The organism is Acinetobacter sp., assembly GCF_036659555.1.
GTDB lineage: Bacteria > Pseudomonadota > Gammaproteobacteria > Pseudomonadales > Moraxellaceae > Acinetobacter.
The window spans coordinates 1-12132 of the sequence record NZ_JAVXCI010000096.1; the positions used below are offsets into that span (position 1 = coordinate 1).

Sequence of the window (12132 nt, forward strand, 5' to 3'; positions counted from 1 at the left end):
TTTGGTTCTTTTGGCGAATGAGAAACACTGTTTCGCAAGGAACAAAACGAGCTCCCAAAATTCGATTTAAAAACGGTAAGACTCCGCCGTGAATAGCCCCAAAAATTAAGAAGTTTATGGTGAAACTTCTTAACTGATCAGCATTACGCATCAGGCGGGCTTTATCCTGCTGTCTTAAAGCTAGATCAGCTCATAACACCGGCTGCAATGCCGCCGATGAGGGTCAGCGCCATCAGCGCAATGTAAATCCATGCCAGCACGCTTTCCCAGCCCGCGGTTGCGCGCGGCGCGCCATAGGCATTGCTTTTCGCATCGCCGGGCGCGAACAGCAGGTACAGCGCTATGCCGATATTGGCCAGTGGCACCAGCAGCAGCAGCGACAGCCAGCCGCTGTGGCTGCGGTCATGCAGGCGGCGGATAGTGAAAACAAAGGTGAAGTAAAGCACTGCAAGATACAGAATGCCGAAAATAATCACCGCAAAGGCCGGCAGGCCGTCGGCTGCGCCTTGAAGGAGCGAAGGGAAAAGCACGGCAATCACGGCGATAAAGAGAAGCATGGCGATTGCCAGCAGGCAGTTCCACGCAAGGTAGGAAAAGCGCCCAAAGCGTCCGGCGGCGTTCAGGCCTGAATCATTTGCATAGCTGTTCATTATTATGTTCCTGTTGTTTTTAGATGGGGTGTTTAATAATTGTTCGAAGTCCGAATAATAATCGGTTTCTGCTGCAGATTAAAGCAGGATTGCTGCATGAATAAGAAAGCCCGCAGGGCGCGGGCTTTTGTTGCGGGGCGGGAATGGAGCGGTCAGATATCCCATTCCACAAAGTTTTTCAGCAGCTGCAGCCCGGCGGTGTGGCTTTTTTCCGGGTGGAACTGAGTTGCGAACAGGTTTTCCTGATGCAGCGCTGTGCAGAACTGCAGTCCGTAGTCGCAGGTGGCTGCCACAATGCCGGCGTCTTCCGGCTCTACATAATAGCTGTGCACGAAGTAAAAGCGCGCATCCTGCTCAATGTCTTTCCACATCGGATGGCTTGGGTCAGCCTGATGCACCTGATTCCAGCCCATGTGCGGCACTTTCAGGCCGCCCATGTCGGCAAAGCGCTTGACCGTGCCTTTGAAAATGCCCAATGCGTCAGTGCCGCCGTTTTCTTCAGAGCGCTGCATCAAGGCCTGCATGCCGACGCAGATCGCCAAAACCGGCTTATTGAAGGCTGCCTTGCGCACCACCTCATCAATGCCGGCTTCATGCATGCCCTGCATGCAGTCGCGCATTGCACCTACGCCGGGAAAGACAATTTTGTCCGCCTGCGCAATCAGTTTCGGGTCATTGGTGACATCTACAGCGGCGCCGACATGCTCTAAAGCCTTGGCTGCCGAGTGCAGATTTCCCATGCCATAGTCAAGCAGGGCAATACGGGTCATTACAGTGTTCCTTTGGTTGAAGCCACTTTGCCTTCTGCGCGCGGGTCAACTTCGCAGGCCATGCGCAGCGCGCGCGCAAATGCCTTGAATACGCTTTCAATCTGGTGATGGCTGTTCTTGCCTTTCAGATTGTCAATGTGCAGCGTCATCAGGGCATGGTTGACAAAGCCCTGGAAAAATTCAGAGAACAGATCCACATCAAAAGTGCCGATCAGCGAGCGGGTAAACGGAATGTCCATCCATAGGCCCGGACGGCCGGACAAATCCACCACTACGCGGCTTAAAGATTCATCCAATGGCGCATAGAAATGGCCGTAGCGCTTTAAGCCTTTTTTATCGCCCAGCGCCTGCGCAAAGGCCTGCCCCAGGGTAATGCCGCAGTCTTCTACGGTATGGTGGTCATCAATTTCGAGGTCGCCGTCACAGTGAATATCAATATCAAATAAGCCGTGGCGCTTGATTTGATCAATCATATGATCTAAAAATGGAACACCAGTGTTTAAAGTGCCTTGACCGGAACCATCAAGATTCACGCGAACGCGGATTTTGGTTTCGTTGGTGTTTCTTACCACTTCACTGATACGATCGGTCATAGACACGTTCCTCAAATACGTCAAAATGATTGATGTAAAATTTTTTCGCTGTGACGAAAAGTCACCGCATATTAGATTGCTCAGGAGGGTTTATCAATGCCTATCACCGTACATGCCTATACTTCTTTAGCAAATGATGAAGTGCGCGGCCAGCTTGAGCGGCTGTATGACACCAGCCCGGAATTCAGCGACGGTGCGGATGCCATTGAACAACTAGAGCAAAACTTAGCCCAGTATACCTCAGTTTATACCGCAGAATTTAACACCAGGCTGATTGGCGCGGTCTGGTGCACCGGCCAGGGCGAAAGCAAAACCTTGGAATATATCGTAGTGCATCCGGCCAACCGCGGGCGCGGGGTGGCGGAGCGGCTGGTCAGCGAAGTGACGCGCATGGAAGAGGAAAAAGGCGTGAAAAGCTTTGAGCCGGGCTGCGGCGCGATTCACCGCTGCCTGGCGCATCTGGATAAAATCTAAGCCCGGCGCGGCATTCAGGCAGCCTCAGGGCTGCTTTTTTGCGCCCGCGCAGCCGCTTCAGCTGAATTATTGACTGCATTTTAAGCTGAAGATCGGGGAATGAGCGCAATTTTGCTGTAAAAATAAGCGATTGGCGCAAAAAGCAAAATCCGGCGCTTGACGGCATGCGGCTAAAACTGTTTAATACGCGGCATCGGCGTGATAGCTCAGTAGGTAGAGCAACGGATTGAAAATCCGTGTGTCCCCAGTTCGATCCTGGGTCTCGCCACCATATTCAAAACTTATTTTAAGTTTCAATCCCTGATCCCATCAGGGATTTTTTTTGCATAAAAAATATGCATTCAGTAAAAATATTCAGGATTTTGATTGACTAATGCAGCTGGATACGGCTTAATACACCGCATCGGCGTGATAGCTCAGTAGGTAGAGCAACGGATTGAAAATCCGTGTGTCCCCAGTTCGATCCTGGGTCTCGCCACCATATTCAAAAAAGCCTCAAACATTGTTTGAGGTTTTTTTTCGCCTGCGCTTTGCTTTTTCAGTTTTTCAGGCGGCAGCATTGCCTTGAAAGGCCAGCCCGTCTGCAGTTGAAAAACAGCGCCATGCGCAGCTGAAAGGCAATGCCCCGGCAGCGCACTTTCAGCTATGCTGAAGGTTTCCCGGCATGAAGGATGCGCACGCCGCATGAAAGACCTGTTTTCTAAGCACAGCGCGCTGTACCGGCAGGCGCGGCCCGGCTATTCTGCCGCCATTATTGAAGAAATTCTAAAGCATGCGCCGGCGCGTGAACTGGCCTGGGACTGCGGCGCCGGTTCCGGGCAATTCACCCAATGGCTGGCGCCGCATTTTCAGCGGGTGCTGGCTACCGACATCAGCGCTCCTCAATTGGCGCAGGCGCCGCAGCTGGAGAATGTCACCTGCCGCGCTGCGCCGGCAGAGCAGTCCGGGCTTCCCGCTCAAAGCGCTGATTTGGTGACGGTGGCGCAGGCTATCCACTGGTTTGATTTCGACGCTTTTTATGCCGAAGCGCGCCGTGTATTGAAGTCGGATGGATGCCTGGCGGTGACCGGCTATGGCCTGATTGAAGCGGAAAATCCTGACTTAAACCGGCTGATCCGGCAGCTGTATTTTGAAACGCTCAAAGGCTGCTGGGATGCCGAGCGTCGCTATGTGGATGAACTGTACCGGACGATTCCGTTCCCTTTTCAGGAACAGACAGCGCCCGCGCTGCAGCTGCAGTACCGCTGGACAGGCGGGCAGCTGCTGAACTATTTCAATACCTGGTCGGGCCTCAGGCATTATGCGCAGCAGGGCGGGCAACATCCGCTTGCAGCCTTGGCCGGTTTTTTTGCGCAGGAGCGCTCAGCGCAGCATTCAGTCCGTTTTCCTGTGCTGCTCAGGATTGGAAAGTTGTGATGTGAAATACACCAGATGCAGGGCCAGCCCGCTGCGGGGGCGCTGCGCCGTTTATCTGACAAAAACTGAGCCTGCGGCGCTTTATTGTACAATTAAGGCAGTTGCAAAGATGCGTTCATCTTTCAGTATTTGACCATTGAGTACAATAAAATGAATCTCCCTAAACAGCTTGCCTATGCGGCCGCCGCGCTTGCCTGCGCAGCCTCCATCCCCGCTTCCGCGCAGGAGCAGCAGGAGGCCGTGCGCCTGCCTGCGCTGACGGTTATGGCGGAACCGGAATTGCGCCGGGAAACCGGCGTTATTCCCTATCAGCAGGAAACTGCGCGGCGCAAAGCCCTGCAGCACCGCGTGATGCAGATTGAAAATGACGCGCAGTCCTTTACTGTTGCCCCTGAAGTGGTGGCCAATCTGAATATCCTGCCGATGGAGCCGGCGCCGAACCTGTCCAGCCTGCCGCCTGCGCTGCAGCAGCATGTCTTGAATATCGCCAACGGCCTGCAGTCTTCAGACCCGCGCAACGGCCTGTATATCATGCTGCAGCCGTTCGGCATAGACCGCAATGCGGTGAATGTGCAGATCAGCCGGGAGCAGATTAATATCGGCAGCATTGACCGCACCTTGCCGGCTGTTCCGCCGCGCCAGTAAGCTGCGCACGGCTTTAAATTCAAAAAACTCATGATTGGCTCATGAGTTTTTTTATGGCCTGAAGGTGCCTGAGCTATCTGCAGAATCCGCAATTGCGCATTTTGAATTCAAAGTTTTTATCTGAAATTTTTTAAATTTAAAAATGAATTCAAAGTCCGGCAATGCTTTGAATTTAAAAAATCCGCCCCTATATATTGTGCAAATATTCATCATTGAGCTGTTTTAAAGTTAAACTGTAAAAAACAGGATTCGGAGCGTTTTTATGCCGCGCATCTTTATTATTTTAGCTGCTGCCACGGCGGTTGTTTTTGGCGCGATGTTTTACCAGTACCATGCGCAGCAGAAAGAACTGGGCCAGCTGCAGGCCTATCAGGCGGTTTTGCTGGAAAAAACTGAGCAGATTTTCCAGCAGGCCAAAGACCCTTCGCAGCCCATCAAAGTGGATACCGCTGACCCGCGCCTGCAGGGCGATTATCAAGTGATGGCGGACTTTGTGCTGCGCCAGATGATGCAGAGCGCGGAGGCGCGCAACCAGTATATCCGCGAACTGAAAGCGCTGGACTGGGACCGTTTTCTGGATATTGAGCGCCTGGCTGCCGATAAAAAGCAGAACTATCAAGCCACGCAGGAGATGCTGAAAAATGTGCACGCCGTGACCGATGCCTACGACTTGAAAACCGCGCAGCTGGAGCAGAACAGTTTGGAGCAGGCGAAAAGCCTGCCGATTAAAAGCCGCTACCGCCAGCAGCTGGCGCAAAGCCTAAGGGACAGCCAGCACAGCGATGAAGCGCATGCGCTGTTTGAGCTGGAAAAGCAGAGCCTGAGCAAGGCCGAAGCGATTTTTGCCGTGCTGAAAAATAACCGCTGGGAAAAGCGCGGCCAGCTGTTCATGTTCTATGAAGATGAGCCTTTGCAGCAGTTCAATGCGCTGTATCAGGAGATTCTGGCGCTGAATAAGCAGATGAAACGGGTCAGCGTGCAGAACCGGCAGGAGATTGCGGAGAAGCTGTAAAACTGTATCTAAATTTTGCCTGTCATCAAGCTTTCAAAATTGCATTTTAGAGTGGAGCTGCTGAGCCGCTATCCGCTTCAATTGAGCAGGTGAAATCATGAAAACAGTGTATGTCATAGATGACATTCAACGCGTATATGCAGAATTTTTAAAAAACAAGCATTATCCGAAATTGGAAAGCCTCAGCAACTGGGGCAAAAACCGCTTTTTCTTCAGCCTGTACTTCCGCCTGATCGAAGACTGGCACCATACCGAGCAGATTGTGATTGAGTTTAATCGGCAGTTTTACAGCCTGGATACCGGCAGCGCGCCGGACTTTATGGATGCGGAAAAATATATGGCGTGGCTGAGGGATGAGCTGGAGCACCAATATGCCTGCTAAGCCGGCAGCGGATGCAAAAAAGATGCCCGGAAAGGCATCTTTTTTTTATGGCGCTTAGCTGGCATTAAGCGGCTTTTTTCTTAAACCAGGAGAAGAAGCCTTTTTTCTCAGCTTTCACTTCAGCTTCAGCCGCTTGCGCTTTTTCAGCCGCTGCGTCTTTTACCGCTTCTGCACTTTCAGCAGCCGCGTCCATTGCTGCTTCAGTTTTTTCTGCAGCCGCATCCACTGCAGCCTCAGTTTTTGCGGCGGCTGCGTCCACAGCTTCCGAAGCTTGAGCGGCAGCTGCATCTTTAGCTTCTGCAGTTTGAGCCGCAGCGGTTTTGACAGCAGCTGCAGTTTGGCCTTTGGCTGCTTCAGCAGTTTTTACCGCATCGGCTTTTGCCAGTTTGGCCTGCGCTTTTACAGCTTGCACTTTAACCGCAGGCGCTGCCTGTTCAGCCGCCATAGCGGAAGCGGAGCCGGCAATTAAAGCAATAGATAAAGCTGTTTTAAGGGCATTCATGAATAGAATCCTAGTATGTTGATAAAGTGAGGGAATTATTGCTTTAGTTTAGTCTTTATTGATGGCGTGTTTTTGGCAGCGGTGCTTTATTGAGCTGAAAATGTGTGAATATTCCACTGAAATTACAGAGTAATAACAGGATGTTGCGGGGCAGTTACATTCCTTTCCTGCATCTTCCTTCAGGATGCTTTGCCCGCTCAGCAGCGCGCAATCTGTATATGCAGGCATAAAAATCCCCGCCTGCAGCGGGGATCTATCTTTCAGCGCCAGATAGTGAAGGCCGTCAGTCAAAAATCTTTTCAGCGGCCTGAAAAGGCAGGCTGATGACATCAATTGCGACGGCAAACGGCAGCAGCACCAGTTTTTCCAGCGGATTCATGCCGGATTTAGATTTATAGCTTTCTTCTTTATGGGTGTAAATGTTGACCTGATAAGGCTTGCTTAAGGCTTTCAGGGAGGCAATATTGCTGGCGGCAGGGTAGACCACGCCATCCAGCTTAAGGTTAAAGCAGAAACGCTGCGCATTCATGCGCTTGTCGCTGGAGCTTGAGCATTCTTCCGCGCCGTTTTCAATAAAGAATTCCAGGTCTTTCTTTGAAATGTCTTCCTGCAGCTTGACATAGGACAAGGGCAGGGTTCCGGAGAAATGCCCGTCATTATTTTCTGAATAGAAGGTCAGCTCTTTGGTCATTTGAATATTTTTCGGGTCAAGCTTGCTGATCAGCGTGACAAACTGGGCGCCGCCCTGAGTCAGAATATAGCTGTTTTTCTGGCCCGCAATCACCAGGCTGTCCTTGGGCAAATTCACCACGGCCTGCGCCGGCTTGCCAAATGCAATGACGCTGTCTTCAACCAAAGTCACTTTGCTGGTCCGGGTATAGGAGCGGTTATCTTTGCTGATGAGGGTTTTGGTTGCGCAGCCTGATAAAAGCGTTCCCGCGGCGGCGATGGCTATGGCTGTTTTTGTCAGTGGTGACAGCATCAATTGGCTCCTAATAATTTGAAATTTATGCAAACTGAGTTTTTATTGTCCTTAAGCCTAACATTAAAATGCCAAAAATGGAGCCAAAACGCAGAAGTTTAAAAAAGATGAAAAAACGGCTTTTATGCAGAGTTGTATGAAATTGAAAACCAAGTTTTTTGGGGGTAATGCCAGTCAGTTAAGCATTTTTAATCCTCCCTAACCCTCCTTTTTCAAAGGAGGGAGTATTTTGAAATTCAATACGGTCTTGAATTCAAGGGTGTTCCCTCCTCTTTTTTAAAGAGGGGTTAGGGGAGATTTATCAATCAGTAATAATGAAATTACGCTTAACTGATCAGCATTAAGTTTTTGGGGGATTAAGCTAAATAGATGGAAGCGCCGCGGGCCGGGTGTATGGCTGAATTAAAAAGCCCTATAGGTTTTATTTTTATCAATCTGCTGTTCCAAGACATTGAATGAATGGATGTTCATTTGAGCATGAACGGACTATGATCAGGAAAGCGCTTGATTAAAAAGTATGAACTGGCGAATACGCCATAGCATTGTGGGAAATAGGCTTATGCAAGATTTGATTTGTTATAAAGAACTTCCAGTGTGGACAGCGCAGGCCATCCCGCAAGGATTTAAAAATCAGCACAATACCAAAGCGGGCACGTGGGCCAAGCTAAAGATTTATCAAGGTGAACTGAGCTTTGCTTTTTTAGATGAAGCCGGTGCTGTGCAGTCTGAGCAGATCTTTAGCGCTGAGCAGCAGCCGCCTTTTATTGAGCCTCAAGCATGGCACAAAATTGTTTCGGCAAGTGATGACCTTGAATGCCAGCTGCAATTTTACTGCAGCCCGCAAGATTATTTTTATAAGAAATATCAGCTGTCACCTACTCACTCAGAAATTTTGGCCGCTGTGCCGTATTTGCAAGGCGGCCGCGCTTTGGATGTGGGCTGCGGGCAGGGGCGCAATGCGCTGTACTTAAGTCAGCATGGCTTTGAGGTGGATGCTTGGGATGCTAATCCGCAAAGTTTGCAAAAGCTAGAGCAGATTATAGAGGCTGAAGGCATTCAAAATATTCATGTGCGGCAGCGTGACTTAAATGCTGACCCAAGCATTATAGGCACATACGACTTTATTTGCTGTACGGTGGTGATGATGTTTTTGCAAGCTAAAACTGTGAAACCGCTGATTGCTCAGATGCAGCAGGCGACTGAAGTGAATGGTTTTAACTTGATCGTCTGTGCGATGGATACTAATGATATTCCTGCGCAGGCTGACTTTCCTTTTGCTTTTAAAGCAGGGGAGTTAAGCGCTTTGTACGAGGGATGGAAGATTGTGAAATACAATGAAAATGTCGGGGAATTGCATCGGGTCGATGCAGAGGGGAAAAGGATTAAACAGCATTTTGCGACGTTATTGGCGCAGAAGGCTGAGTAGGATAATTCCCTGTATCAATAGCTTACTTGGAGCAAGGTGTATCTTTTGCTATAAGGTAAAAGTCTTTATTTAATTCATTATGCTTTTCGATATGCCTCTGAATTTTAGCCCAATGAGGTTTAATTTGGGCTTTTATGGCAGGTTCATTCATTATAGAGGCTGCTCTTAGTGCATAGCTAATATAATTTCGACTCCCTATGAATGAAAACCTTCTATAGATATGTTTTTTATGTCTTTCAAGAGGAGGTTCCCCGCGTTTTATTCGAGCAATATTAATTTTGACTAAATATTTATTGGTCATTTTTATGGCTTTCATGACTTTATGTGAATATTTAGCTAAACCAGCATCACGCAGGAGGATTTTTTTACCGTCAAAAATAAAACCTAAATATTGAAGAGGCTGTTTGCTCATATGTGGCTGATCGTAGATGTGCAAACCATTTTTGAAATAAACTCGTTTTGTTTTTTCAGGATGAATTTGGACTTTTAGTTGTCTGATTTCTTTTTGTATTTCTAAATCTATTTCCAATCCATGTTTTGAATCACAAATTATGAGGATGTCGTCACAGTATCTATAATATTTAGCATTATATTTTGATAATAAATTCTTCATACTTATATCAAATTCAAGCATATATATGTTTGATAAAAATGCACTTATAGCTGAGCCTTGGGGGATACCTTTGGTTTTATTGTGCTTAATAATTAGTTTTTTGGCTTTAATTTGAGATCTGAATTCGAGACTCGTACATAGCCTTTTTAAATTTTTATGATTTCTATTTATTGATAATCCTATAGCTTGATAAACGTCTTTCTTGTTTACATAAGAAAATTTAGTGATTGACTTAAAAACTTGGTAATGATCTTTGGGTAATATTTCTTCATTTAGAATTTTTAACCAAGCTTTCTTCAATATTTGATGGTCAAGTTCATCAAAAAATTTTTTGATATCAAAACATAAAGCTACACAGTTTTGTCTTTGTTTAATATTGTCAAAAACGGTATTAGCAAAATGAATATTACTTGGCGAATTGGGTAGCTTTCGAAAAGCTAAGACACAGTCACTAAGATTGAACTCTGCTAGTAATTTTTCGTAATTAGGAGTTAATAAATAAGCATAATAGGAATAAATATGACCATCAATATGTGAGGAGTATTTGATTTCTCTAATCTTTGGTGGTTGCTTCTCAATAATAATTTGTTTTTTACCTTTTATAAATTTAAAACCTTTTTTTTTAATTTTTCTAGAACTTAATTCAAAATGTATGAAAGGGTAGAACGCATGTTTTTCAATTTTTTGGACATCAGTTACATATTCAAATATTTTTTCTGAAGGAAGGGGATAATCAAAATGAAGATATTTTTTCTGACGTTCTTTAAAAAATGTGTGATCAATAGTCATTATTAGAAAACTCAAGAAAAGGCTGACGATAGTCCTCGTGAAACACGTTCTACTCTACGAATAGAATCTCTTGAGCATACCCAAGTACCCAATATTACGTACCCTCTAGAAGAAGCCTTCTACATCGTCTTTAGATCACGAAAGGATTATACTATGAGAAGCATTGATTACATTCTGTGGAGTTCAATATACATTGTCTGTACTTGGTTCCAAGCAGTTTGTAGTGTTTCACCAGATGTACTAGAAATTGTTCTAATACTGTGTGGTGCAATACTTGACAACAGATTACCTTCCCCATGTTCTACAACATGGGCTTAAGTAATATACTGAATTCAAATTTAAATCACAAATATTTGTTTAATAAAAAGAAACCCCGCAATAAGCGGGGTTCTTTTTATCTCAGTATTTAATTAAAAATTAAACACGTTCGATAATCGTCGCGATACCTTGACCAAGGCCGATACACATAGTCGCAAGACCAATTTGCGTATCTTGTTGTTCCATCACATTTAACAACGTCGTTGTAATACGTGAACCAGAACAACCCAATGGGTGACCCAGTGCAATCGCGCCACCATTTAAGTTAATGATATCTTACTTACCATCAAGACCTAAGCTTCTTTGCTGATGAATCTTTTTATTGCTTGATATAGCGCTCAAAAATTTCAGAAAAATCATAGTTTTCAATTTGCTTGCGACGCGCGGTCAAATTGGCTTCAACCTGCAGTGTGGTTTGGCAAATAATGTCAGGCAGGTTTAGCAAAGCCTGCTCAGGCAGCTCACGCAGGGAAAACATATTATTCACCGCCTGCTGTGTCTGCATTAGCACCGCTGTTTGGCGCTCAATCTCCTTGCATGCTTCGCCAATGCCAAATAAAGCCTTGTACACATCGCGGACTTTATCAATTTGGCTTTTCTCAATATCAATTGAATAGCTTAGGCTGCCTAATTTAAATTTAAGTTCAACATCGCGGTCTACTGTGCCTGCAGTTTCCAGAAGCACTTGGCTGATCTGGCTGTGCTTATACGGGTAGCGGTATAAAGTGCGTTTTTTACTGACCGCGCTTGTGCCATCAAGATGAATGAATGCGGTATTGGTAAAGCAGTATTCATCGGTTTTCGCTTTAATCAGAAAGAAGATTTTTTCATTGTCTTCATGAAAAATATAGTCATCAATATCTGTTTTGTCATAATCCTTAGGCTCAATAATTTTGCCGATGTCGCTGGTGCCCATCAGATCCGCCGCCATATTTTTAAACATGATGAAACCTTATTGTTCTGTAGAAATCGAAGCGTAGTTTGCTATGGCGCCCTATTCCGGGCAAAGCGTTTTGCCGTTTGAATTTGTAATAAAATATTATGCAGCCGGCAGGCCATAAAAAACCCCGCAATAAGCGTAATGCTGATCAGTTAAGGAATTCTACAATAAGCTCCTTAACTTTTGGGCCATTCACGGCGGAGTCTTACCGTTTTTAAATCGAATTTTTGGAGCTCGTTTTGTTCTTTTGTTTCGCCAAAAGAACCAAAAGCATTTGTCATCCGCGAAACCTGTTCACTTCCTGCACTTAAATAGCCTTTTTGCAAAAACAATCCATTTCAAATGCCACCGCTTCGCCTTGCGCTTCGAATAAAAGCAGTGCTTTTATTCTTGCTCAGGTTGCGGATGACACTTCCGCGTATCAAATAAAGTCTAGAATTTAAAAAGAAAATGCCAGTCAATTTCTTAACTGACTGGCATTACCGCAATAAGCGGGGTTCTTTTTATCTCAGTATTTAATTAAAAATTAAACACGTTCGATAATAGTCGCGATACCTTGACCAAGACCGATACACATGGTCGCAAGACCAATTTGTGTATCTTGTTGTTCCATTACGTTA

The 12132-nt window shown here is 46.2% G+C and carries 15 protein-coding genes, 2 tRNA genes and 1 pseudogene; 8 read left to right on the top strand and 10 right to left on the bottom strand.

All coding sequences use genetic code 11. The features are described from left to right. Window positions 1-185 precede the first annotated feature (185 nt). From RSA72_RS12095 to hisB, 3 genes are all read right to left on the bottom strand, one after another. Window positions 186-650, bottom strand: coding sequence for a DUF805 domain-containing protein (locus tag RSA72_RS12095; RefSeq protein WP_332624660.1), 465 nt, complete (start codon window positions 648-650; stop codon window positions 186-188). A 152-nt stretch (window positions 651-802) separates the two neighbouring features. Next, window positions 803-1420: an imidazole glycerol phosphate synthase subunit HisH gene (hisH, locus tag RSA72_RS12100; RefSeq protein ID WP_332624661.1), complete on the bottom strand. Its 618-nt coding sequence runs from the start codon at window positions 1418-1420 to the stop codon at window positions 803-805. Further along, window positions 1420-2013 carry an imidazoleglycerol-phosphate dehydratase HisB gene (gene hisB, locus RSA72_RS12105; protein WP_068910596.1) on the bottom strand — a complete coding sequence of 198 codons (594 nt, stop codon included), beginning with the start codon at window positions 2011-2013 and terminating at the stop codon, window positions 1420-1422. Before hisB ends, hisH begins: the two co-directional genes overlap by 1 nt. Before the next feature lie 96 nt (window positions 2014-2109). On the opposite strand from hisB, the gene RSA72_RS12110 reads away from it, so the two are divergent. The 7 genes from RSA72_RS12110 (at window position 2110) to RSA72_RS12140 (ending at window position 5942) form a co-directional block, all read left to right on the top strand. Beyond that, window positions 2110-2487, top strand: coding sequence for an acetyl-CoA sensor PanZ family protein (locus RSA72_RS12110; protein ID WP_332624662.1), 378 nt, complete (start codon window positions 2110-2112; stop codon window positions 2485-2487). Between the two features lie 195 nt (window positions 2488-2682). Beyond that, window positions 2683-2758 (top strand) — tRNA-Phe (locus RSA72_RS12115). Window positions 2759-2892: 134 nt separating this feature from the next. Further along, a tRNA-Phe gene (locus tag RSA72_RS12120) sits at window positions 2893-2968 on the top strand. 203 nt (window positions 2969-3171) lie between these two features. Next, a complete protein-coding gene (locus RSA72_RS12125; RefSeq protein ID WP_332624248.1) occupies window positions 3172-3903 on the top strand; it encodes a class I SAM-dependent methyltransferase in 732 nt (243 codons plus the stop codon). 150 nt (window positions 3904-4053) lie between these two features. Continuing rightward, the gene (locus RSA72_RS12130) at window positions 4054-4548 is read left to right on the top strand and encodes a hypothetical protein (protein WP_332624249.1); all 495 of its coding nucleotides are present in this window, start codon (window positions 4054-4056) and stop codon (window positions 4546-4548) included. 262 nt (window positions 4549-4810) lie between these two features. After that, entirely contained in the window at window positions 4811-5560 is a 750-nt protein-coding gene (locus RSA72_RS12135) for a hypothetical protein (protein ID WP_332624250.1), read from the top strand. A gap of 97 nt (window positions 5561-5657) precedes the next feature. Further along, window positions 5658-5942, top strand: coding sequence for a hypothetical protein (locus RSA72_RS12140; RefSeq protein ID WP_332624251.1), 285 nt, complete (start codon window positions 5658-5660; stop codon window positions 5940-5942). A 64-nt stretch (window positions 5943-6006) separates the two neighbouring features. On the opposite strand, the gene RSA72_RS12145 is transcribed toward RSA72_RS12140, so the two are convergent. Together RSA72_RS12145 and RSA72_RS12150 are read right to left on the bottom strand one after the other, a co-directional pair. Further along, window positions 6007-6444 carry a hypothetical protein gene (locus tag RSA72_RS12145; protein WP_332624252.1) on the bottom strand — a complete coding sequence of 146 codons (438 nt, stop codon included), beginning with the start codon at window positions 6442-6444 and terminating at the stop codon, window positions 6007-6009. 283 nt (window positions 6445-6727) lie between these two features. Continuing rightward, window positions 6728-7426, bottom strand: a complete 699-nt coding sequence (locus RSA72_RS12150; protein ID WP_332624253.1) for a hypothetical protein — start codon at window positions 7424-7426, stop codon at window positions 6728-6730. Window positions 7427-7985: 559 nt separating this feature from the next. On the opposite strand from RSA72_RS12150, the gene tehB reads away from it, so the two are divergent. Then, window positions 7986-8852 carry an SAM-dependent methyltransferase TehB gene (gene tehB / locus RSA72_RS12155; protein ID WP_332633239.1) on the top strand — a complete coding sequence of 289 codons (867 nt, stop codon included), beginning with the start codon at window positions 7986-7988 and terminating at the stop codon, window positions 8850-8852. A 22-nt stretch (window positions 8853-8874) separates the two neighbouring features. Here the strand turns inward: tehB and drt2 are convergent, their stop codons facing one another. The 5 genes and pseudogenes from drt2 to RSA72_RS12180 all read right to left on the bottom strand — a co-directional run. Then, entirely contained in the window at window positions 8875-10254 is a 1380-nt protein-coding gene (drt2, locus tag RSA72_RS12160) for an antiviral reverse transcriptase Drt2 (RefSeq protein WP_332633235.1), read from the bottom strand. Between the two features lie 417 nt (window positions 10255-10671). Further along, window positions 10672-10848, bottom strand: a pseudogene (gene fadA, locus RSA72_RS12165) (acetyl-CoA C-acyltransferase); the annotation flags it as partial. A gap of 43 nt (window positions 10849-10891) precedes the next feature. Beyond that, window positions 10892-11515 (bottom strand): PH domain-containing protein, encoded by a 624-nt coding sequence (locus RSA72_RS12170; RefSeq protein ID WP_332633237.1) that lies wholly within the window; start codon window positions 11513-11515, stop codon window positions 10892-10894. 173 nt (window positions 11516-11688) lie between these two features. After that, window positions 11689-11838 (bottom strand): hypothetical protein, encoded by a 150-nt coding sequence (locus tag RSA72_RS12175; protein ID WP_332632752.1) that lies wholly within the window; start codon window positions 11836-11838, stop codon window positions 11689-11691. Between the two features lie 200 nt (window positions 11839-12038). Beyond that, a partial coding sequence (locus RSA72_RS12180) for a hypothetical protein (protein ID WP_332633241.1) occupies window positions 12039-12132 on the bottom strand: 94 nt, incomplete at its 5' end.